Source organism: Pseudomonas sp. RT4P38, from assembly GCF_054897765.1.
Genome location: NZ_CM142703.1, coordinates 835,723 through 857,264 on the forward strand (window position 1 = coordinate 835,723; position 21,542 = coordinate 857,264).

Sequence of the window (21,542 nt, forward strand, 5' to 3'; positions counted from 1 at the left end):
ATGTTAGCAGAGAGAACGCGTCGATCGTTCCCACGTCGAGGCGTCGAACCGTCCGCGTGGGAACGATCATGGTCGGCTTAGCCCGCCAGCAACCACACGCCAGTCGCTGCCGAAGCTGCACCCGCCAGTCGAACCAACGGCGCCGCTGCTCGAGGCAACACCCGCACTACGGCGTAACCCAACCCATGCAACGCAGCCGTCGCCGCCACAAAACCTGCGGCATACGCCCAGGGGCTAGACATGTCCGGCAATTCCAAGCCATGGGCCACGCCGTGGAACAGCGCAAACAACGCCGTCGCCAGCACCGCCAGGCTCAACGGCGGACGCACTGCCAACGCCACCGCCAGACCCAGCGCCAGCACTGACGCCGCAATCCCGCTCTCCAGCGCCGGCAGGTTCAACCCTTCAAACCCCAGCAATCCGCCGATCAGCATGAAGCCGACGAATGTACATGGCAGCGCCCAGCGTGCAGCGCCTTTCTGCTGCGCGGCCCACAAACCGACCGCAACCATCGCCAGCAAGTGATCAAGGCCACCGATCGGGTGGCTGATGCCGGCGATCAAACCGTTGTCGCCATGCCCCGGGTGGGCGAAGGCGATGGCTGGGGTCAGCAGCAGGGCCATGGCGCCCAGAATGCGTTTAAGTGTCATGGATAAGCGTCCTTGTTGATAAAAGTTGATCGAGTTCACGCCGCTATCAGCAGGCCCTGACGTTCGATGAAGGCAATGATCTCTTCCAGGCCCAGACCGGTTTTCTGGTTGCTGAAGACGAATGGCTTGCCGTTGCGCATGCGTTGGGTGTCGCTGTCCATCAACGCCAGCGACGCACCCACCAGTGGCGCGAGGTCGACTTTGTTGATCACCAGCAGATCCGACTTGCAGATGCCCGGCCCACCTTTGCGCGGCAGCTTGTCGCCGGCCGAGACGTCGATCACGTAAATGGTCAGGTCGGACAGTTCCGGGCTGAAGGTCGCCGACAGGTTGTCTCCACCGGACTCCACGAGGATCAGGTCCAGTCCCGGAAAGCGGCGGTTCAGTTGATCCACGGCTTCGAGGTTGATCGAGGCGTCTTCGCGAATCGCCGTGTGCGGGCAGCCGCCGGTTTCCACGCCGATGATTCGCTCCGGCGCCAGGGCTTCGTTGCGCACTAGAAAGTCGGCGTCTTCGCGGGTGTAGATGTCGTTGGTGACCACCGCCAGGTTGTAGCGGTCGCGCAGCGCCAGGCACAGGGCCAACGTCAGAGCGGTTTTGCCGGAACCGACCGGGCCGCCGATGCCGACGCGCAGAGGTTGTGCGTTCATGTGATTCTCCAAAATAAAAGGCGCTAGGAACGGAACAGACGGCTGTACTGGCGCTCATGGGCCATGCACGCCAGGGACAGGCCGAAAGCGGCGCTGCCATAGTGTTCGGGATTGATTCGGGTGGCGTTCTGCTGAGCCTCTTGCAGCAGCGGCAGCAGTTCGCTGGTCAGGCGTTGAGCGGCTTGTTGGCCCAGCGGCAGGGTTTTCATCAGCACCGCCAGTTGGTTTTCAAGCCAACTCCAGAGCCACGCCGCCAGCGCGTCCTGCGGGCTGATCGTCCAGGCGCGAGCGGCCAATGCCCAGCAGAGCGCCAGGTGCGGCTCGGGGCGTTGTTCAAGAAAGGCGCGGGCCGGCGCATCAAGCTCCGGCAAACCGTTGAGCAGTTGTTTCAAGGAATAGCCCATCTGCCGACTCTCCTGATGCAGCTCGCGGGTTTCCCGGCTGGCGCGATGTTCTTCGCAGCGTTGCAGCAGTTCACCCCAGTTTTCCTCGGCGGCGGCCACGCAATGAGCGAGCAGCAGTGGCGCTTCGAAGCGCGCCAGGTTCAACAGCAACTGATCGCTGATCCAGCGCCGCGCACTGTCGCAATCGCTGACGCGGCCGTTATCCACAGCCATTTCCAGACCTTGGGAATAGCTGTAGCCGCCAATCGGCAGCTGTGGGCTGGCCAGACGCAACAGCGCCCAGGCTGGGTTCATAAACGTACGCCGAACTGGTGCAGTTTCGGCGGGTAGTTGAAGTCTTCATCGCCGTGGCGTGAATGGTGATGGCCGCCGCCATAGGCGCCGTGTTCCGGCTGGAACGGCGCTTCGATGTTTTCGACCTTGGCATCAAGCTGTTCGAGCATGGCCTTGAGCACGTAGTCGTCGAGCAGGCGCAACCAGCCATCACCGACTTGCAGAGCGACGTGGCGGTTGCCAAGGTGATAGGCCGCGCGAGTCAGTTCCAAAGCATTGGCGCAGGTGACGTGCAGCAGTTGTTCGGCTCGGGCGCAGACGCGAACGATGCGCCCGTCTTCGGCTTGCAGGCACTCGCCGTCGTACAGCGGTGGCTGACCGCGCTCCAAAAACAACCCGACGTCTTCACCCTCGGCACTGTAACAGCGCAAACGGCTTTTGCTCCGGGCTTCGAAGGTCAGGTGCAACTCGGCGGCCCAGACGGGTTGAGGGTCGATTCTGCGATGAATCACCAGCATCGGAAAGCTTCCAGCAATGGACAATGCTTAGGCTAGAGCAAGGGTCTTGCCAACCGGGTGATGCGTAGGAAATAGCTGTCGGAGCTCGGTAAATGCTCCAAGGCATGGCGGCTATTTGGATGAGTTTGGTGCGGTGCGCAGTTGCGCGCACCAAATTGCGGCGCACAAAAAAAGATCGTTCAGGGGCGATCTTTTGATTGGCTTACTCGGTGCTGCCGAGGCCCTGCCAATGCTTTAACCCGATAAAGATAAAGCGCAACTGCTGAGTGATCTTTGCTTGGGGCGTCAGATGTTCAGGCAGCGCCTCGGCAGGTGGGTCGATGATGTCGGGCAAGGTCGCAAACACGCTTTTAACAATCAGATCGGCCATGACGCTGAGGCCGGCGATGTCCAGGTGTTGCAGTTTCGGCATCAAGGACAAATCGGCCGCCAGGTCCGAGCTGATGTCTTCGCGCAAACGGCCGATGGCCAGCCGCACCGGCAGCGAACCACCGTACTGCTCGCGGGCGAGGAACAGGAACTGCGAGCGATTGGCCGTGACCACGTCGAGAAAGATCCGCACCGAGGCGTCGATGATGCCACCCATGACGAATTCGTTATGGCGCACCAGGCGAATGGTTTCACGGAAGGTCTGACCGACTTCACTCACCAGTACCAGGCCCAGTTCATCCATGTCGGCGAAATGCCGGTAGAAACCGGTGGGCACGATCCCGGCGGTTCTGGCGACTTCGCGCAGGCTCAGGCTGCCGAAACCTCGGCCACATTCCATCAAGTGGCGAGCAGCGTCCATCAAGGCGTTGCGGGTTTGTTGTTTCTGTTCGGCGCGGGGCAGCATCGCAAGGGTGTTTTCTGGATAGGACAGCGGCGCACTCTAGCAAATCGGCTTTGCCGGCGTCGAACGACTATCGTGGGATTAAGCGGGGAAGTGAGGCATCTATAACGTCAAAAGCCCAATCCGGGGATTGGGCTTTTTTTCCGAGCTGCCATGCTTAGCTCAAACCGCTGTTGCGTTCGATGACACGGTCACCACCACCTTCGGCCAGAGTTTGGCCTTGTGGAGTGCGGTCGGAACCGTCAGCAGCCAGGGTTTGGCCTTGTGGAGTGCGGTCGGAACCATCAGCAGCCAGGGTTTGACCTTGTGGAGTGCGATCGGAACCGTCAGCAGCCAGGGTTTGGCCTTGTGGAGTGCGGTCGGAACCATCAGCAGCCAGGGTTTGACCTTGTGGAGTGCGATCGGAACCGTCAGCAGCCAGGGTTTGACCTTGTGGAGTGCGATCGGAACCGTCAGCAGCCAAGGCTTGGCCTTGTGGAGTCCGGTCCGAACCATCTTGGGTGATCAGGCCTTTTTCTTTCAGGCGATCATTGCCACCTTCGGCAACGGTTTGGCTAAACACCGAGTGGGTAGATTTGACTTGTGGGGTAGCCTGGTCAGCAGCCGGCAGGGCAAAAGCAGTGCTGGCCAGCATCGAGAGGGTAAGGCTAAACAGTAATTGGCGTTTCATGATTAGGTGCTCCGTAGGAGTGCGATAAAGTGGGTACGAGGGCAATGCTACTCTCGATAAGTCGATATAAAAGTTCATAAACGCAATGGTAATAATCAACGGAATTGATTGTTCAGCCGAGGCGCTCTAGAACGGGCGTTTCCGGCGATTTTTTTTGCACTGATGTGGGTATTTTCGACCCACCCTCGCCTCGCAAAAGTGCGGGGTCGGTAACGCCGGATGAGGGAGCAGTGTGTCCCCGACCGATTATTTGAGGGTTAAACGGCTATTCGGTTAAACCTGCGCGCCATTTTCCAGTCCTAGATGTCATGGCAGGCCGGTTCTGGCCTAACGTTTCAAACGTGCGTCGCAGTCAGGGCGCTCAGTCGTTTCAGGAGCCCTGTGCAATGACGCGCACTCGTAAAATATTGACCTGGACCCTCGCCAGCCTCGTTGTCCTGCTGGCCGTACTGGTTCTGATCATCGCGTTCTTCGATTGGAACCGGATCAAACCACCGCTTAACGCCAAAGTTTCCGAAGAGCTGCACCGCCCGTTCGCCATCAACGGCAACCTCGCGGTGGTCTGGCAACGTGAGCCCGACGAGGGTGGCTGGCGTGCCTGGGTGCCGTGGCCGCATGTGGTGGCAGAGGACTTGAGCCTGGGTAATCCGGACTGGTCGAAGACACCGCAGATGGTCACCCTCAAACGCGTCGAGTTGCGCCTCTCGCCCCTGGCCTTGCTGGCGCAGCGTGTGGTGATCCCGCGCATCGACCTGACCGAACCGAATGCCGATCTCCAGCGCCTGGCCGACGGCCGTGCCAACTGGACGTTCAAGTTCGACCCGAAGGACCCGAACGCCGAGCCTTCAAACTGGGTGGTGGATATCGGTGCGATCGGCTTCGACAAGGGCCACGTCACCCTAGACGACCAGAGCCTGAAAACTCAGCTCGACTTGATCATCGACCCGCTGGGCAAGCCGATTACGTTCAGTGAAATCGTCGGCGACAAAGCGGCGAAAACCGCACAGGAGAAGGGCGCTGCGCCTCAGGATTACGCGTTTGCGCTGAAGGTCAAAGGCCAGTACCACGACCAGAAACTCGCGGGCGAAGGCAAGATCGGCGGCCTGCTGGCCTTGCAGGACGCGGCCAGGCCGTTTCCGCTTCAGGCTCAAGTGAAGATCGCCGACACCAGTGTCGAACTGGCCGGCACCCTCACCGATCCACTGAACCTCGGCGCTCTGGATTTGCGCCTGAAACTGGCCGGCACCAGCCTGGGCAATCTCTACCCGCTGACCGGCGTGACCCTGCCGGACACACCGCCGTACGAGACTGACGGGCACTTGATCGCCAAGCTGCATGAAGCGGACGGCGCGGTGTTCCGTTACGAGGAATTCAACGGCAAGATCGGTCAGAGCGACATCCATGGCAGCCTGGCCTATTTCGCCAGCCAGCCGCGACCGAAACTCAGCGGCTCATTGCTATCCAATCAACTGCTGTTTGCCGACCTGGCCCCGCTGATCGGAGCCGATTCCAACGCCAAGCAAAAGGTCCGCGGCGGCGAAAGCAAGCAGCCAGTAGACAAGGTGTTGCCGGTCGAAGCGTTCAAAACCGAGCGCTGGCGCGATATGGACGCTGACGTCGAGTTCACTGGCAAGCGCATCGTCCACAGCGAAAAACTGCCGTTCAACGATCTCTACACCCACCTGATACTCACTGACGGTGTGCTGAGCCTTGAGCCCCTGCGTTTCGGCGTGGCCGGCGGCAACCTGGATGCTCAGATTCGCCTCAATGGCCGAACCGAACCGTTGGAAGGCAAGGCCAAACTCACCGCACGCAAGTTCAAACTCAAGCAGCTGTTCCCGACCTTTGAACCGATGAAAACCAGTTTCGGCGAGCTCAATGGCGATGCCGACATCACCGGTCGTGGCAACTCGGTGGCCAAACTGCTGGGCAGCGCCAATGGCAATTTGAAAATGCTGATCAACGATGGCGCCATCAGCCGCGAGTTGATGGAGCTGGCCGGGCTGAACGTCGGCAACTATGTGGTGGGCAAGATCTTTGGCGACAAGGAAGTGAAGATCAACTGCGCAGCCGCCGACTTCGACATCAAGACTGGGCTGGCGACCACACGTCTGTTCGTCTTCGATACCGAAAACGCGATCATCTACATTGATGGCACCGCCAACATGGCGACTGAGCAACTGGACCTGACCATCACCCCGGAATCCAAGGGCTGGCGATTGATTTCACTGCGTTCGCCGCTGTATGTGCGGGGCAAGTTCATCAAGCCTGATGCGGGTGTGAAGGCGGTGCCGCTGATTTTGCGTGGGGCGGGAATGGTGGCGTTGGGCGTGATTGCCGCACCGGCGGCGGGGTTGCTGGCGCTGGTGGCGCCGAGCGGTGGCGAACCGAATCAGTGTGCGCCGTTGCTGGAGCGGATGAAGGCTGGCAAGGCTCCCGTTACCGTCAAACCCACCAAGTGATCAAAGATCGTTCCCACGCTCTGCGTGGGAATGCCTCAACGGACGCTCTGCGTTCGGCTTTTGATGGGACGCGGAGCGTCCCGGGCTGCATTCCCACGCAGAGCGTGGGAACGATCAGTCAGCTGCCGAAGGCCGCGATCTTGGCAATAGCCCTGATAACGCTGCTTCTTCCTGCAACCACGCAAAAAACGCCCGGACCGGCGGATGCCGTTCGCGCCCCGGCACACACAGTGCAGCGTAACCGGCACCATCGACCTGAACCTCACCCTTGTAAGCCACCAGCAAACCACTGGTCACGCTCTCGGACACCAGAATATTGCTCGCCAGCACCAGCCCTTGCCCGGCAATCGCCGCTTGCAGGGCGTAATGCTCTTCGTCGTATTCACGGACCGCTGGCTGCCCCGCCAGCCAGGTCTCGCCGGACTGCGCGCACCAGGCTTCCCAGCCGTGGGCATACAGTTTTGAGTTGTGCCAGCGCACGCTGATCAGCGTCGGCGCCCGACTGGCGGCCTGGGCGACTTGCTCGGGCGAGCCATACACACCGAAGGATTCGTCGAACAGACACAGGCCATAAAGGTTCGGGTAATCATCGAGGCTGTAGCGCAGCACCAGATCGACGCTGACGTCCTGATGCAAATCGATGACTTCGCAATGGGTATCGAGCCGCAGGCTGATGTTCGGGTGCCGGGCGTAGAACCGTCCCAATCGCGGCACCAGCCAAAGGGCGGCGAAGGCGGCGGTGGTGGAAATCGTCAAGCTTGCGCCGCTGCGTTGCGGGCGCAAGGTATCGACACTTTGCGCCACTTCAAGCAAAGCACCGTGCAAGCTGTGGAACAGCCGTTCGCCACAGTCAGTCAGGCGAACTTGCCGTGGCAACCGCTCGAATAGCGGCACACCGAGCCAGGTCTCCAGCGAACGAATCTGATGGGAAACCGCCGTCGGCGTCACCGAGAGTTCTTCGGCGGCTGCCTTGAAGCTCAGCAGGCGCGAGGCGGATTCAAAGGCGCGCAGGGCGGTCAGCGGCAGCGAGGCAAACATTGAAAGCTCCATGGATGAAGTAAATTCATCCAGACTGATTTTTGCTCATTTGAAGAGGGTCGGCTACGCGCTTCAAGCTGCAAGCCACAAACAGTTTGAGTTTAATCCTTCAGGAGATTCAGATGAGTAAAATTCTTGCCATACATGCGAGCCCCCGGGGCGACCGCTCTCACTCCCGGCGTTTGGCCGAGGGGTTTCTTTCAGCCTGGCAGGCGGCCAATCCTCAGTCACACCTGACCCGTCGCGAGGTCGGTCGGGCGTTGATTCCGCCGGTCAACGAGGCTTTTGTGGTTGCCGCGTTTTACCCCGAGCCCGATGCGCGGCCGCTGTCGATGCAGGCCGACCTGGCGTTCAGCGATGAACTGGTGGGCGAGTTACTCGGTCACGATTTATTGGTGATCTCCACGCCGATGCACAACTTCAGCGTGCCCAGCGGCCTCAAAGCCTGGATCGATCAGATTGTGCGGTTGGGGCTGACCTTCAATCACACCCTGGACAACGGCGTGGCCCAATACGAGCCGTTGGTGCAGGGCAAAAAGGCGTTGATCGTCACCAGTCGCGGCGGTTTCGGTTTCGGGCCCGGTGGAGAACTGGAGGCGATGAACCATGCCGATCCATTGTTGCGAACGTCGCTGGGGTTCATCGGCATCACCGACATCACAGTTGTGGCCGCCGAAGGCGAAGAATCCGAGGCGCGCACCTTCCAGATCTCCGCCGCCGAGGCCGAGCAGCGTTTGCTGGCGCTGGCCAGGGAGTTCTAGATGGCGGGGGTGGTGGGACTGAAGTAGGGCGGGATGTCATAGACTGGTCGTCGAGTTGTCATCTTCGATGCCGATGCTTGGCTGATGTCTTGCATTCAGCCTTGCGTCACCTCACCGATCACAAGGAAGTTCGCCCATGTCGCAAGGTTCCGCCACGCGTTACCCGTTGGTGCTGGTCCCGGGAATGCTCGGGTTTATCCGTCTGCTGCTCTATCCCTACTGGTACGGGATCATCTCGGCGTTGCGCCGGGGCGGTGCGACGGTGATTGCGGTGCAGGTCTCGCCGCTCAATTCAAACGAGGTACGTGGCGAACAATTGCTGGCGCGGATCGAGGAGATTCTGCGCGAAACCGGGGCCGAGAAGGTCAACCTGATCGGCCATAGCCAGGGTTCGCTCACCGCCCGTTACGCCGCCGCCAAGCGCCCGGATCGGGTGGCTTCGGTGACGTCGGTGGCAGGACCCAATCACGGTTCAGAGCTGGCGGATTACCTGCACAAACACTACCAGGGAGACAGCGCCAAGGGACGTTTACTCACCGTTTTGTTGCGCTGGGTCGGCGCGCTGATGAGCCTGCTGGAGACCGGTTATCGCGGGCCGAAATTGCCGGTGGATATCCATGCCTCCCATCATTCACTGACGACTGAAGGCGTGGCGCTGTTCAACCAGCGTTATCCACAGGGCTTGCCTGACACCTGGGGCGGGCATGGGCCGGAAGAGGTCAACGGGGTGCGGTATTACTCCTGGTCCGGGACCTTGCAGCCGGGGAAAACCGATCGGGGGCGTAACCTGTTCGATGGGACTAATCGCAGCTGCCGGTTGTTTGCCAAAACCTTCGTTCGCGAGGTCGGGCATTGCGACGGGATGGTCGGGCGTTACAGCTCGCATCTGGGGACGGTGATTGGTGATGAGTATCCGATGGATCACTTCGACATCGTCAATCAGTCACTGGGTTTGGTGGGGAAGGGCGCGGAGCCGGTTCGGTTGTTTGTCGAGCATGCGGCGCGGTTGAAAGCGGCAGGGGTTTAGACCGCGTTATCGTTCTTCGCGGGCAAGCCTCGCTCCTACAAATTTACATCGATCCGTTGTAGGAGCGAGGCCTGCCCGCGAAGGCGTTGTCTCAGGCAACACTAACCTTACGACCGAGCACGGTGGTCCAGCGCTCCGAAAGAATCACCCCACCCAACGTCAACATCCCACCCACCAAGTGATACATCGCCAACTGCTCATGCAGCACCACCGCCGCAATCAGCGCAGTAATCAATGGCAGCAGATTGAAAAACAACGTAGTCCGGCTCGGCCCCAGGCGGATCACGGCCTGCATCCACGCCAATGGCGCAAGCATCGAGGCCAGCAGGCAGGCGTAAAGCACCAACGGAATGTTCTGCAGCGTCGGGCCGATCTTCGGTGAAGCGAGGAATAGCGGCAACAGCACCACCACGGCCACCCATACCTGCAAGTACAGCAACACCAGCGGCGGTAACCGCAGCTGCCATTTTTTCAGCAGCGTGCTGTAGATCGCGTAGGCCAGGGTGGCGAACAGCATCATGGCGTCACCCAGGTTCACCCCGTGTTCCAGCAGCGCACCGAGGCTGCCGGACGAGATGACCACCAAAACCCCCGCGAGCGACAGCACCGCGCCGGCCAGTGCTCCGGCGGTCAGGCGCTGGCCGAGGCTGACAATGGCCATGGTCAGTGACATCAACGGCATCAGCGACAAAATGATCCCCATGTTGGTGGCCGAGGTCAGGGTCGCGGCGAAATACGCCAGGCTTTGATAGACCGCCATGCCCAACAGGCCAAGGATGAAGATCTTGCCCAGGTTCGGGCGGATCGCCGGCCAATAAGCGATGACCGGTTTGAGCATGAACGGCGTGAACAACAATCCGGCCAGAAGCCAGCGGTAGAAACCGATCTCGGCGGGGAAGATCGCCCCGGCGGACATTTTGGTGACCACGGTGTTGCCGGCCCAGATGAAAATGGCCAGCAGGGGATAAGCGTATTGCATGGGAAAAACCAGCGCGTTAATGAGGGGTGATTATCGCCTGTCTGGACAGCCACCGCAGCATTCAGGGCATCGCTTTGACACGGGTTACAGCACCGGTTCAGCGTTTATTTCGATGTTTCAACGCCAGGCAGGGTGCACGCCGGAACAGTATCGACGCAGCCACCTTGAGCGCAGGAAGGTGTAACAGGCGTTGTCTACACTCCAGAGCGAGGCCGTGCTCCTCGGTGCGGCAACAAGGAGAAAACTCCATGAAGATGTTGCGTGTCCCTTTGTTGATGATTGGATTGCTGCTTTGCTCCCAGGGCTTCGCCGCCACTGCCCAACAGAACAAAATGACCACCTGCAATGCCGACGCCACCGCAAAAAGCCTCAAGGGCGATGAACGTAAAGCCTTCATGAGCACGTGCCTGAAAGCGGCGCCCGCCGCAGAGGCTGCAAACCCCATGACCCCTCAGCAAGAAAAGATGAAAACCTGTAACGCCGATGCCGCCACTCAAGCCCTCAAAGGCGACGCGCGCAAAGCCTTCATGAGCGACTGCCTGAAGAAAAAATAATCATTGGACCAGGATATGTGGGGGCTGTGAGGGCCTCTTCGCGAGCAAGCTCGCTCCCACAATGGATCTGTATACGCAGGACAAATGTGGGAGCGAGCTTGCTCGCGATGAGGCCGGCAAGGACACTGAAAAAAGTCGCCAACGCCCCGACCAAGGTCGGCCTACACAATCTCTAGTGCTGGCATCGGAACGCTGGCAGACTGCCAATCCTTTTACGCCGTTCGTTTTGAGGCTGTATGCCAACGTTTTCTCAACGCCAAGTCTTGCTGTTAATCAGTTGGGTCATCATTTTCGGCGGTTTGTTGCTGGTGATACCGCTGCGGTTGCTGCCCAGTCTGCTGGCCGGGCTGTTGGTGTTCGAACTGGTCAACATGCTCACCCCGCAATTGCAGCGGCTGATCGAAGGTCGGCGGGCGCGCTGGCTGGCGGTGGCATTGTTGGGGACGCTAGTGGTCAGTGTGTTGACGCTGATCTTTGCCGGCGCCATCAGCTTTTTGCTGCACGAAGCGGAAAACCCTGGCGCATCTCTCGACAAATTCATGGTTGTGGTCGACCGTGCGCGCGGGCAATTGCCGCCGTTCATCGACGTCTATCTGCCCGCCAGCGCCGCCGAATTCCGCGTGGCGATTGGCGAGTGGATGAGCAAGCACCTCAGCGACTTGCAACTGGTGGGCAAGGATGCGGCGCACATGTTTGTGACGCTGCTGATCGGCATGGTGCTGGGGGCGATCATTGCCTTGCAGCGCGTGCCGGACTTGACCAAGCGCAAGCCATTGGCCGCCGCGCTGTTCGACCGCTTGCACCTGCTGGTCCAGGCGTTTCGCAACATCGTGTTCGCGCAGATCAAGATTTCCCTGCTCAACACCTTCTTCACCGGGATATTCCTCGCGGTGGTCCTGCCGATGTTCGGGATCAAGCTGCCGCTGACCAAAACCCTGATCGTGCTGACCTTCCTGCTTGGCCTGCTGCCGGTGATCGGCAACCTGATATCGAACACCTTGATCACCATCGTCGGTTTGTCGCTGTCGATCTGGGTGGCGGTGGCGGCGCTGGGTTACCTGATTGTTATCCACAAGCTCGAATACTTCCTCAACGCGCGCATTGTCGGCGGGCAGATCAGTGCCAAGTCGTGGGAGTTGCTGCTGGCGATGCTGGTATTCGAGGCCGCGTTCGGCCTGCCGGGGGTGGTGGCAGGGCCGATTTATTACGCGTACCTGAAGAGCGAGTTGAAGCAGGTGGGGATGGTTTGATCAGGTGATGTGTATTGCCTGATAGGGCCCTATCGCGAGCAAGCTCGCTCCCACAGGGGAACGCATTCCAATGTGGGAGCGAGCTTGCTCGCGATGGGGGCGCCCAGGTTTCGGATCAGTCCATATTGCCGTAGCGCTTCATCGCTTCAATCGCCAAGCCGCTGCCGATACTGCCGAAGATGTTTCCTTCCACATGCTGCGCATTCGGCAACATCGCCGAGACGCTGTTGCGCAGTGCCGGAATTGCGCTCGAACCACCGGTGAAGAACACCGTGTCCACCTGGTCAACGCGTACGTTAGCGTCGTTCAGCATTTGCGTGACGCTGTTGCGTACGCGCTCCAGCAGGTTGTCGATGGCCGATTCGAACAGTGCCCGGCTCAACTCCACGCTCAAACCCGGTTCGATGCGGTCCAGCGGCACATGGCGGCTGTCGGCGTGGGTGAGCTGGATCTTGGTTTCTTCCACTTCCATGGCCAGCCAGTGGCCGGCGCGCTGGTCGATCAGCTTGAACAGGCGATCGATGCCGCCGGTGTCTTCGATGTCGTAGCGCATGCTGCCCAGCGACAGGGTCGACTTTTGCGAGTACACCGAGTTGATGGTGTGCCAGGTCGCCAGGTTCATGTGGTGGCTGGTCGGCATGTAAGCGCCGCTCTTCATTCGGCTGCCGTAGCCGAACAGCGGCATCAGGCCTTGCAGGCTCAACTGTTTGTCAAAGTCAGTCCCGCCGATGTGCACGCCGCCGGTGGCGAGGATGTCATCGTGACGGTTGTCGTGATTGCGACGCTCCGGCGACAGGCGCACCAGCGAGAAGTCGGACGTACCACCGCCGATGTCGACGATCAGGACCAACTCTTCTTTTTCGATGGTCGACTCATAGTCGAATGCGGCCGCAATCGGTTCGTACTGGAACGAAACATCCTTGAAACCGATCGCACGGGCCACGTCTACCAGTGTGTTCTCGGCTTCCTGGTCGGCCAATTCATCGTCATCGACGAAGAACACCGGACGACCCAGCACCACTTCATCGAACTCCCGACCGGCGGCGGTCTCCGCGCGCTTCTTCAGCTGGCCGATGAACAATCCGAGCAGGTCCTTGAACGGCATCGCCGTGCCCAGAACGCTGGTGTCGTGTTTGATCAGCTTGGAGCCCAGCAGGCTCTTGAGCGAGCGCATCAACCGGCCTTCATAGCCTTCCAGGTACTCGTGCAGCGCCAGGCGGCCGTACACCGGGCGGCGTTCTTCCATATTGAAGAAGACCACCGAAGGCAGGGTGATCTTGTCGTCCTCCAGCGCGATCAGCGTTTCCATGCCGGGGCGCAGCCAGCCGACGGTGGAGTTGGACGTGCCGAAGTCGATACCACAGGCACGGGCTGGAGATGCGTTTTTCATGTCTTTCGAGTTCCGGTTAAAAAACGGCCGCGCAGTGTATGTCAGTGCGGCGCAGATTCGAAGGCCGACTATCCGCTAAATCTCAGCTATTAGCGCCTTGAAAGACTATCCTTCGCCCCAAACTTGTCTGCATTGGGCCTGGCAGCCACAGGACGGTCGCAAGAACCGCCCACCGCTGCCGATAAACTTCTGATGCGCTGCCCGGTCTCAAGCTTGAGATCGGTCAACCTGGCGGCGGGCAATGAGCGCATGCTGCCAGTGGTGGCGTGATTTTGATAACGGATGGTGATTCCCGCGATGGACTTCAAAGACTATTACAAGATTCTCGGTGTGGAGCCGACCGCGGACGATAAGGCGATCAAGGCCGCCTATCGCAAGCTGGCGCGCAAATACCACCCCGACGTCAGCAAGGAAAAGGACGCCGAGTCCAAATTCAAGGACGCTTCGGAAGCCTATGAAGCGCTGAAAAGCGCCGACAAGCGCGCCGAATACGACGACTTGCGCAAATACGGCCAGCACGGCCAACCGTTCCAGGGTCCACCGGGTTGGCAGGGGCGTGGTGCAGGCGGTTTCGGTGGTGGTCAGGACACGGGCGATTTTTCGGACTTCTTCAGTTCGATCTTCGGCAACCGTGGCCCTGGTTTTGGTGGTGGACAGTCGGGCCGTAGCGCCGGGCGTCGAGGGCAAGACGTGGAAATGGAACTTGGGATATTTCTGGAAGAAACCCTCTCGAACGAATCGAAGAAGGTCACCTTCCAGGTGCCGCAGTACAACGCTGCCGGCCAGCATGTGAGCAACACCAGCAAAAGCCTGAATGTGAAGATCCCGGCCGGCGTGTCCGACGGCGAGCGTATCCGCCTCAAGGGCCAGGGTGCACCGGGCGTTGGTGGCGGGGCCAATGGCGACTTGTTCTTGATCATTCGCTTTGCGCCGCACCCCAAGTTCGACGTCGAAGGCGAAAACCTGATCATTACCTTGCCGATGGCTCCGTGGGAATTGGCGTTGGGCGCCGAAGTTGCGGTGCCGACACTTACGGGCAAGATCAACCTCAAGGTTCCGGCCGGCAGTCAGAACGGCCAGCGCATGCGTGCCAAGGGCCATGGATTGCTGAACAAGGCCGGTCATCGCGGTTATTTGTTTGTGCAGCTCAAGGCCGTCATGCCTAAAGCCCCGGACGACGAGGTCAAGGCGTTGTGGCAGGAGCTGGCCCAAAAAGCGGCTTTCAACCCGAGAGAACACTTCTGATCCCAGAGACGGAGTAGCCCATCATGAGCAACCCCCTGATCGTTCAACTGGACATGGCAGAATTCTGTGAGGCGACCGACCTGTCGGACGTCTACGTGATCGAAATCGTCGAACACGGCATCCTCGAACCTCAGGGCACCCAGCCCAAGGATTGGCGTTTCAACGATTATGAGCTGGCGCTGGCCAAGCGCGCCGCCAAGCTGCGTCGCGAACTGGAACTGGAGTGGGAAGGCGTCGCCCTGGCGCTGGACCTGCTTGAGGAAGTCCAGCAACTGCGGGCCGAGAACCGCATGCTCAAGCAGCGGCTGGGGCGGTTGGTGGTGGACCTGTAGGGGCTTTGATTTCAGATCTTGCGTGGCAACACCACGGTAAACAACGTGCCATCCGCCTCACTGGAACTGACCTCGATCGTCCCGGAATGGGCATTGACCACTTCCTTGACGATAAACAGGCCCAAACCGAGGCTGGTGGATGGCTGGCCAAGTTCTTCGTCGGCGCTACGCACCAGTGGATCGAAGATCGTACCGATAGCGTCCTCGGAAATTGGCGTTCCGTAGTTATGCACCGTCAGACGAACCGTGTCGGGTTCGCCGCTGAGGGTGACCGTCACATCGCGCTTGTTCAAACCATGCTGTAGCGCATTGCCGATCAGATTCTGCAACAGTTGATCAAGCCGCCCGGCATCCCAGACGCCTCGGGTATCTCCCTGCACGTTCACTGTCGGATCGCACTCGGGGTTGCCCGCGCAGGCTTCAGCTATCGCGGCATGCGCCGCATCGGCCAGGTCCATGGGCGCCGGTTCGATTGGCAGGCTCTTGCCCAGGCGACTGCGCACAAGCTCCAGTAAATCGCTGACCATCACCGCCATGTGCCGCGCGCCGCGCTTGATATTGATCGCGCAGGTCAGCGCATCGCCTTCGAGCGGCGCTTTGCGCAGCAGCAACTCTGTGGACATGCTGATCGCTTGCAGCGGCGCGCGCAGATCGTGTCCGAGGATTGCCAGGAAGATATCCCGTGAACGATTGACCTGCTCGGCATAGGCCGCCGTCGATTCGGCGAGGGCTTCGTCGATCGCTTCGTTGAAACGGATCATGTCCTGGAAGTACGCCAGGTCCGGCGAGTCCAGGCTGTTGACCCACAGACGAATTACACAAGCGCGCAGGTGGCGGAATTCGCTGGTCATCTGCACCAGGTCGAAGCCCACGGTATGCCGCAGCTCGCCATGGCTGGCGCCAGCCTCATCCAGACTCGGGGTTTTTACCGGGCCTTCACCCTTGGCCTTGGCGAGTTGTTCGCTGGCGGTTTGCGTGGTGCTCATGTCCCGCGCGGCGGCCAGAAGAATCACCTTGGCATGATCGCGCAAGGCGGCTTGATCCATATTCTCGGCCGCCGGGGTGATCGTTCTGGCGAACTGCTCCCATTCATCGACGATACGGTCTACATGTTGCCGGATGAATTCGGGTAGGCGCATGACCGGGTTCCTGGGCATTTTGGGGGCTGGATATGTCGCATAGTAGCGTCTTTGGGGCGGAAAAAAACTACCGCTGACGCAGTGGCATACCCAAGATTTTCAGGGGCTGTATATATGTATTTTCAGTACTTTGATTTTCGAATGAATGGCGCCTGTTCAGGATGTTTAACCAGCCGTTATTTGGTCTTTTGTTTTTTGAACGTGTGCATAGTCTAGTGGTTCTCAAAATTAATTTTAAGGTTATTGAGCCATGTCTGATTTGCAAGGAAGCCAGAGGCCTGAATCTCCACCTGTTTCAAGTACGGAGGATAAAGGTGTTCATTATCATCGAGTGATGCAGGTCATTCCCCAGGCAATACGTAACGCATCGCCGACACGACTCAAATCCCTCATGAATCTCAAGGCAGCTATACCCGAGTGGTACATGAGTGCACGGGGTATTGACCGTGATTATCTAAAGGAACTGCTAACAGACCGTTGGCGATTGCAGGGTGAGCTGGATCAGGTTCTGGATGATCTACAGCACGATATCAATGCCTTCGCCGAGCCTCTGCTCAGGTCCGCATTGAAAGCAAGCTTCGACATTGACGAAGACCCGAATATCCTTTCGCTGCATCTGAGTGTACCGAGCAAAATTATTTTTGATATCGATACCGGTGCCAGTGTTATCAGGCGTTTGTCGTTGCTCGCGGCAGCGCTGCACAATTTCGAGGAGGCAGAGACCAAGGAAGGGGCTTTTCGAAGCGATTCGGGTGTTTACCGCGAAGATTCGCGCGGCGTACTTGTACAGGACAACGCCATGACGCCGCAAAAGTTCGCTTCGCTGTGTCGCACGCTGGACATCGGCGCGCACTATCAAACCCATATTAAAGCGCGACTGCGGCCGCAGGACCCCAACGCCAGGCGCGTACTTCAGGAGCGCTCGATCGCCAGTGAAAAAGCGGCGTTCAAGTTATCTGCCCTCGTTTCCCATTTAAAAGGTGATCTAAATGCTAGCGCCTATGGTTGCCTTCGCGAAGTTGTGGAGGGTGACCGAACTGTCAAATTATACGGTCGTCCCCTGCTGAATCATCGTGTGTCCCTGATGGGTTTCAAGTTGACGGGGATTGTATTGTTCAGCGCCGTGAGCGAACCCTCTGAAATAAAAAAGGCGATAGAGGCGTTGACGCCGCAGAGTTTGAAGTTCTGGACTGACTGGTCTCGTCGACTGCCTGTTTTGCCGGGACAAGTGTATGAGCAATACAAATTACTTCAGAACTTTTTTGCCAACGGACCTCAAGGCGTCATTGATGAAACTTTGCGTAACGAAGATATTTATCAACAGAGCCGTTTGAACGGTCCGTTGATTGCCTACCTACCCGACGATCCAAACCATCCGCTGAAAGAGTACGCTTCGTTGGCGGACTTCATGACGATGCTGATCAGCCAGCTGCGCACTTCGGACTACCAGGCCTTTTTTAGCCGGTTCGTGGAGCAGAAGGACAAGGGGCGATTTTTCGCTCGGGTCAACGAGCGTCTCAAGACCTTCACCTGGCAGCAACGTGAACCTTTGGACATGGGGCCATGGTGGCGGGAAACCGCGATTGAAAACCCCAACGCAGAGCCTATCACCAACCTCATTGCCAACGATCTATGGGGCACGTTGTTCCGGCAGCGGCGGGACAAGGCAATAGCCGACGCCCGGCTGATTGCAGTGCCGACCGGCGACGAAGACGCAGCAGCGCGCTGGAAGCGCTTGACCAGCGTTCTGGATATAGCTTGGAACATCTTCAACTTTGCCGCGATGCTGGTGCCCGGTTTCGGCGAAGCGATGCTGGGCATCATGGTCGGGCAAATGCTTGCGGACCTGGCTGAAGGCATCGAGGACTGGAGCAATGGCGACAAGGAGCAAGCATCGGCCTACATCAATGGCGTATTGATCAACTTCGCCCAGCTGGCGTTGATGGGTACTGGGCATGTGTTACCGGCGAAAGTCATGCCGATCAAAACATCGTCTTTCGTCGATCAGCTTAAGCCCGTGCAAATCAACGGTAAGGAACGGCTCTGGCATCCAGACCTGACGGCATACGAACATCCCGCGATATTGCCGCAAACAGCTCAGGCGAACGATTTGGGTATTTATCGTCATCAAGGTCAGGATTTGCTGCCGCTGGATGGCAAAAATTATGCAATGACCCAAGACGCTGACACCGGGCAATATCGCTTGCGACATCCAACCCGGCCCGGGGCTTATCAGCCAGTAGTTGAACAGAATGGCATGGGTGCCTGGAAAACCGAACTCGACCAACCGCTCGCCTGGGACAAAACACGCTTGCTGCACCGACTGGGCGCTTCAGCACGGGATTGGCCGGATGAGACGCTGGAGCAAATCCTGACCGTGGCTGGCGTTTCGGAGGACGCCTTGCGACGGTTGCATGTCGAGCTCGACGCGCCGCCGGTCATGCTGTCCGATACGCTCAAGCGTTTCAGGCTGTATGCCGAAGCAGGTGAGGTGGGTCAGCAAATACTGGCCAATCAGGTACCCGAGGCGTTGATAAGAGAAATAACGAGCCTGATGACCGATTTGCCTCGCTGGCCAGAGCAGAGGGCCGTGGAGATCTTCGATGGCCCTGAGTTGAAAGGAGCATCGACCGTCGTTGGCAACATTGAGGCAACGAGCGCGGACCACATCAAGCTGACCCGTGCCGAGTTCCGCTCCGGTCAGTTGCCCCAACGCACCCTCGAAACCCTGGGTGAACAGGAAATCCATGATCTGCTTGGCCAATCAATACCCAGTTCTAAAGAGGTGCGCGTCCAGGCATTGAAGGAAAGGCTGGCAAGCGAGGCTACGAAAAAACGCAAGCGGCTGTTCGAATCCTTGTACAAGCAGCACGACGTCTCCGACGGGGCGCTGGTGCATGTGTTGACTGACGCCTATCCAGAGCTACCAAACGCTGCCGCTGCAAAACTGATGCTGGAGGCTACCCCGGCCGACCTGAAACATCTGTCAGAAAAGCAGGCCGTTCCCTTGCGCTTGCGCGAACGGGCACGCCAGGCTCGACAACGTGTGCGCGTGAGTCGCGCCTATGAGGGGCTGTATCTGGAAGATCTGCAGAACAACGACACGCGACGGTTGCAACTGGCGTCGTTGGCCACCCTACCGGGCTGGTCCAACGATGTACGCATCGAAATTCGTGAGTTCTCCTTCAGCGGCAAGCTTAACGCCAGCGTCGGTCCCGAGAATGCACCCATCCGCAAAGTGTTGATTCTTGAGGATGACGGCGGCTATCAGGCACGCGATGAGAAGAGTCAACATTTGCACGGTATCGATGATTTTTTTGCTTCTCTGCTGCATGCGTTGCCGGACACCGAGCGTACAGCGCTGGGGTATGACATTTTCGAGGGTGAGCGGCTCAGGCTTGACCTGCAGAGTTCGCCGCTTGATCGCGAGCGATTCGAGTCGACCTTGAATGAGTACCCGGTGCGTAAACCTGCTTATGACCCTGAAACGATGCGTCTGCGTGGCGGCATGCAAGGGTATCGCCAGATCGCCAATGACTCCTTGTTGAAACGACGGGTTCAAGCGCTCTATCCGGGATTTTCCGACGAACAAATCACCTCCTTGCTCGAAGAGTTCGCCGACGCGGCCCATTTGCGTGTCAATGCCCTGGAAGACGAATTCGACCATTTGAACACCACGATGCGACGCTGGCTGAACGCTTTGACGACCTCTTTTCGCTTCAGTCCTGCAGGGATTGCAGAGTGGGATCTGCGCAACAAACTCTACAAGGCGATCAGGCAATGCTGGCAAAGGACCGGGCCCTCGGGTGTCGACGCCCCAGGCATCCTCCGCCCGCAGCACCTTGATCTGACGGGTTTGCCAATGGGCCGGTACCTTGGGAGTTTCCCCAGGTTGACTGCCAATTTTGATCACGTTACGAGCCTGAGCATGCGTGAAACCGGTTTGCTCAGCAGCCAGGAGCAGTTTCTCGAGCCTTTGCGCGGGCTTCGCTTTCTGGACTTGGGCGATAACCTGTTGAACCGCTTGCCGCCGGTCATAGGCGACATGCGCTACCTCGATAATCTGTTGCTGGGTAACAATCAAATCGTGCTGACTCAGCAGGCGGTGGCGCACTTGAGAGGATTGACCCGACTCAGGGCACTGGGATTACGAGGAAATCCGTTAAGGCTCGCGCCTGACATCAGCCAGATGCCCAATCTGGAAATACTCAATCTTGAGCGAACAGACCTGGACCAATGGCCCATTGGATTATTTGCCAAACCTCGCCCGCGCCACCTCTACTTGAATCTTCAACTCAACCGTTTGACCGACATTCCAGACGTTGCCCCCGGTTCCTTCCGTGCCGAGTTACTGGCGCGGACCATCGTCAGTCGCGAACCTGAGTGGATGCCAGCGAGTGTCTTGGAAAAGCTGAAACGCTATACGGAATCGGTGGGCCTGGACCCGGACCGGCCCTATCCTCCTTTGGGATTGATGGACAGCATCCACTGGGGTCAAGGCATGCCTGATTCGTTGTTCCAGAGCAGGCTGGTTCTGTGGGATGAGGTTGAAGATGAATTCGGTTCCGAACCGTTCTTCAGCGAGATTACAAAACTGACCCAGTCGGCAGACTTCACCGCAGGGGAGTCATCCTACCGCACCGAATTGACCGCCAAGGTCTGGCGAATGCTCGAGGCCATGAACGAGAACACGGCGCTGCGCGAAGAGATTTTCACCGAAACCGCGGCAACGACGGCCTGTTCCGATGGCGGTACCCAGCTATTCAACGCGCTAGGGCTCAGGGTTTTGATTCATGAGGCTTACGCTTTGCAGAACCCGGCACTGGTCGAGGCCCAATTGCTGGAACTGGCCCGAGGCAAGTCTCGCCTGGATGAATTGGGCGCTATCGCGCGCAGCCGTGTGGCCGATCGCTTGGCAGACGGAGAAACCTTCAGGCGTGTCGATGCCAATGGTCACGTCACCGGGACGATCGATGAAGTGGAGGTCCACCTGGCCTACATGACTGATCTGGCGGAGCGTCTGAATCTGCCTTGGCAATCGCGTGGCATGCTCTTCAGAAACATGGCCGGGGTTACTCCAGAGATGATCGAAGCCGCTGGTGTGAGGGTGCTGGCGCTGGAGGAAGGGGACCTGCTGGTGGAGAGAATTCTGGAGCAGCCTTTCTGGAAGATTTACCTCGAAAACATCTATCGCCAGGAGTTCGACAGTCTGGCGCTTGAGCTGCAGGGCGGAGATGAAATGGCCCACTTCAACGCGATCAAGGCGCAGGAAAAAACCTTGACGAAGCAGGCTGTGGAGCGTGCAAGACTGCAAAGGACGGAGTTACCGTTCTCGGTGCAGTCCGATCGTTGATTGATGTTTTGACGA

At 58.8% G+C, this 21,542-nt stretch carries 18 protein-coding genes and 1 pseudogene; 9 read left to right on the forward strand and 10 right to left on the reverse strand.

Annotation, left to right across the window (positions count from 1 at the left end):
- Positions 1-77: 77 nt before the first annotated feature.
- From ACYZT7_RS03780 to ACYZT7_RS03805, 6 genes are all read right to left on the reverse strand, one after another.
- Positions 78-650 (reverse strand): HupE/UreJ family protein, encoded by a 573-nt coding sequence (locus ACYZT7_RS03780; protein WP_462040000.1) that lies wholly within the window; start codon positions 648-650, stop codon positions 78-80.
- Between the two features lie 35 nt (positions 651-685).
- Entirely contained in the window at positions 686-1,300 is a 615-nt protein-coding gene (gene ureG / locus ACYZT7_RS03785) for an urease accessory protein UreG (RefSeq protein ID WP_462040001.1), read from the reverse strand.
- Positions 1,301-1,323: 23 nt separating this feature from the next.
- Positions 1,324-1,998 carry an urease accessory protein UreF gene (locus tag ACYZT7_RS03790; protein ID WP_462040002.1) on the reverse strand — a complete coding sequence of 225 codons (675 nt, stop codon included), beginning with the start codon at positions 1,996-1,998 and terminating at the stop codon, positions 1,324-1,326.
- A complete protein-coding gene (gene ureE, locus ACYZT7_RS03795; protein WP_462040003.1) occupies positions 1,995-2,495 on the reverse strand; it encodes an urease accessory protein UreE in 501 nt (166 codons plus the stop codon). The genes ACYZT7_RS03790 and ureE overlap by 4 nt, the downstream gene beginning before the upstream one ends.
- Positions 2,496-2,697: 202 nt before the next feature.
- Entirely contained in the window at positions 2,698-3,330 is a 633-nt protein-coding gene (locus ACYZT7_RS03800) for a TetR family transcriptional regulator (RefSeq protein WP_008157374.1), read from the reverse strand.
- A gap of 154 nt (positions 3,331-3,484) precedes the next feature.
- Complete coding sequence (locus ACYZT7_RS03805; protein ID WP_462040004.1) at positions 3,485-3,997, reverse strand: hypothetical protein; 513 nt, start codon at positions 3,995-3,997, stop codon at positions 3,485-3,487.
- A 386-nt stretch (positions 3,998-4,383) separates the two neighbouring features.
- On the opposite strand from ACYZT7_RS03805, the gene ACYZT7_RS03810 reads away from it, so the two are divergent.
- Complete coding sequence (locus ACYZT7_RS03810; RefSeq protein WP_462040005.1) at positions 4,384-6,459, forward strand: AsmA family protein; 2,076 nt, start codon at positions 4,384-4,386, stop codon at positions 6,457-6,459.
- A gap of 114 nt (positions 6,460-6,573) precedes the next feature.
- Here ACYZT7_RS03810 and ACYZT7_RS03815 read toward each other — a convergent pair whose 3' ends face one another.
- Positions 6,574-7,509, reverse strand: coding sequence for a LysR substrate-binding domain-containing protein (locus tag ACYZT7_RS03815; RefSeq protein ID WP_462040006.1), 936 nt, complete (start codon positions 7,507-7,509; stop codon positions 6,574-6,576).
- Positions 7,510-7,619: 110 nt separating this feature from the next.
- Between ACYZT7_RS03815 and ACYZT7_RS03820 the strand changes: the two genes are divergently transcribed.
- Entirely contained in the window at positions 7,620-8,258 is a 639-nt protein-coding gene (locus ACYZT7_RS03820; protein WP_462040007.1) for an FMN-dependent NADH-azoreductase, read from the forward strand.
- Positions 8,259-8,394: 136 nt separating this feature from the next.
- Positions 8,395-9,285, forward strand: a complete 891-nt coding sequence (locus tag ACYZT7_RS03825) for an esterase/lipase family protein (RefSeq protein ID WP_462040008.1) — start codon at positions 8,395-8,397, stop codon at positions 9,283-9,285.
- A gap of 91 nt (positions 9,286-9,376) precedes the next feature.
- Here the strand turns inward: ACYZT7_RS03825 and ACYZT7_RS03830 are convergent, their stop codons facing one another.
- On the reverse strand, positions 9,377-10,264 hold the full coding sequence (locus ACYZT7_RS03830; protein ID WP_462040009.1) for a DMT family transporter: 888 nt from the start codon (positions 10,262-10,264) through the stop codon (positions 9,377-9,379).
- Between the two features lie 32 nt (positions 10,265-10,296).
- Between ACYZT7_RS03830 and ACYZT7_RS03835 the strand changes: the two are divergent.
- From ACYZT7_RS03835 to ACYZT7_RS03845, 3 genes and pseudogenes are all read left to right on the forward strand, one after another.
- Positions 10,297-10,448, forward strand: a pseudogene (locus tag ACYZT7_RS03835) (helix-turn-helix domain-containing protein); the annotation flags it as partial.
- Between the two features lie 64 nt (positions 10,449-10,512).
- Positions 10,513-10,818, forward strand: coding sequence for a PsiF family protein (locus tag ACYZT7_RS03840; RefSeq protein WP_462040010.1), 306 nt, complete (start codon positions 10,513-10,515; stop codon positions 10,816-10,818).
- Between the two features lie 236 nt (positions 10,819-11,054).
- A complete protein-coding gene (locus tag ACYZT7_RS03845) occupies positions 11,055-12,068 on the forward strand; it encodes an AI-2E family transporter (RefSeq protein WP_282376737.1) in 1,014 nt (337 codons plus the stop codon).
- 115 nt (positions 12,069-12,183) lie between these two features.
- On the opposite strand, the gene ACYZT7_RS03850 is transcribed toward ACYZT7_RS03845, so the two are convergent.
- The gene (locus ACYZT7_RS03850; protein WP_462040011.1) at positions 12,184-13,458 is read right to left on the reverse strand and encodes an Hsp70 family protein; all 1,275 of its coding nucleotides are present in this window, start codon (positions 13,456-13,458) and stop codon (positions 12,184-12,186) included.
- Between the two features lie 297 nt (positions 13,459-13,755).
- Between ACYZT7_RS03850 and ACYZT7_RS03855 the strand changes: the two genes are divergently transcribed.
- Both ACYZT7_RS03855 and ACYZT7_RS03860 read left to right on the forward strand, forming a co-directional pair.
- On the forward strand, positions 13,756-14,703 hold the full coding sequence (locus ACYZT7_RS03855) for a DnaJ C-terminal domain-containing protein (RefSeq protein WP_462040012.1): 948 nt from the start codon (positions 13,756-13,758) through the stop codon (positions 14,701-14,703).
- Positions 14,704-14,726: 23 nt separating this feature from the next.
- Entirely contained in the window at positions 14,727-15,035 is a 309-nt protein-coding gene (locus ACYZT7_RS03860) for a chaperone modulator CbpM (protein ID WP_449644997.1), read from the forward strand.
- 11 nt (positions 15,036-15,046) lie between these two features.
- On the opposite strand, the gene ACYZT7_RS03865 is transcribed toward ACYZT7_RS03860, so the two are convergent.
- Positions 15,047-16,174: a sensor histidine kinase gene (locus ACYZT7_RS03865; protein ID WP_462040013.1), complete on the reverse strand. Its 1,128-nt coding sequence runs from the start codon at positions 16,172-16,174 to the stop codon at positions 15,047-15,049.
- A gap of 250 nt (positions 16,175-16,424) precedes the next feature.
- On the opposite strand from ACYZT7_RS03865, the gene ACYZT7_RS03870 reads away from it, so the two are divergent.
- On the forward strand, positions 16,425-21,527 hold the full coding sequence (locus ACYZT7_RS03870; protein ID WP_462040014.1) for a dermonecrotic toxin domain-containing protein: 5,103 nt from the start codon (positions 16,425-16,427) through the stop codon (positions 21,525-21,527).
- The last annotated feature ends 15 nt before the right edge of the window (positions 21,528-21,542 follow it).

Excerpts from the sequence above, each read along its gene's own strand:
- ACYZT7_RS03780 (WP_462040000.1), bottom strand. The coding sequence starts at position 650 with ATGACACTTAAACGCATTCTGGGCGCCATGGCCCTGCTGCTGACCCCA.
- ACYZT7_RS03820 (WP_462040007.1), top strand. The coding sequence starts at position 7,620 with ATGAGTAAAATTCTTGCCATACATGCGAGCCCCCGGGGCGACCGCTCT.
- ACYZT7_RS03865 (WP_462040013.1), bottom strand. The coding sequence starts at position 16,174 with ATGCGCCTACCCGAATTCATCCGGCAACATGTAGACCGTATCGTCGAT.
- ACYZT7_RS03790 (WP_462040002.1), bottom strand. The coding sequence starts at position 1,998 with ATGAACCCAGCCTGGGCGCTGTTGCGTCTGGCCAGCCCACAGCTGCCG.
- ACYZT7_RS03840 (WP_462040010.1), top strand. The coding sequence starts at position 10,513 with ATGAAGATGTTGCGTGTCCCTTTGTTGATGATTGGATTGCTGCTTTGC.
- ACYZT7_RS03850 (WP_462040011.1), bottom strand. The coding sequence starts at position 13,458 with ATGAAAAACGCATCTCCAGCCCGTGCCTGTGGTATCGACTTCGGCACG.
- ureG (WP_462040001.1), bottom strand. The coding sequence starts at position 1,300 with ATGAACGCACAACCTCTGCGCGTCGGCATCGGCGGCCCGGTCGGTTCC.
- ACYZT7_RS03815 (WP_462040006.1), bottom strand. The coding sequence starts at position 7,509 with ATGGAGCTTTCAATGTTTGCCTCGCTGCCGCTGACCGCCCTGCGCGCC.
- ACYZT7_RS03855 (WP_462040012.1), top strand. The coding sequence starts at position 13,756 with ATGGACTTCAAAGACTATTACAAGATTCTCGGTGTGGAGCCGACCGCG.
- ACYZT7_RS03800 (WP_008157374.1), bottom strand. The coding sequence starts at position 3,330 with ATGCTGCCCCGCGCCGAACAGAAACAACAAACCCGCAACGCCTTGATG.
- ACYZT7_RS03845 (WP_282376737.1), top strand. The coding sequence starts at position 11,055 with ATGCCAACGTTTTCTCAACGCCAAGTCTTGCTGTTAATCAGTTGGGTC.
- ACYZT7_RS03860 (WP_449644997.1), top strand. The coding sequence starts at position 14,727 with ATGAGCAACCCCCTGATCGTTCAACTGGACATGGCAGAATTCTGTGAG.
- ACYZT7_RS03810 (WP_462040005.1), top strand. The coding sequence starts at position 4,384 with ATGACGCGCACTCGTAAAATATTGACCTGGACCCTCGCCAGCCTCGTT.
- ACYZT7_RS03805 (WP_462040004.1), bottom strand. The coding sequence starts at position 3,997 with ATGAAACGCCAATTACTGTTTAGCCTTACCCTCTCGATGCTGGCCAGC.
- ureE (WP_462040003.1), bottom strand. The coding sequence starts at position 2,495 with ATGCTGGTGATTCATCGCAGAATCGACCCTCAACCCGTCTGGGCCGCC.
- ACYZT7_RS03825 (WP_462040008.1), top strand. The coding sequence starts at position 8,395 with ATGTCGCAAGGTTCCGCCACGCGTTACCCGTTGGTGCTGGTCCCGGGA.
- ACYZT7_RS03870 (WP_462040014.1), top strand. The coding sequence starts at position 16,425 with ATGTCTGATTTGCAAGGAAGCCAGAGGCCTGAATCTCCACCTGTTTCA.
- ACYZT7_RS03830 (WP_462040009.1), bottom strand. The coding sequence starts at position 10,264 with ATGCAATACGCTTATCCCCTGCTGGCCATTTTCATCTGGGCCGGCAAC.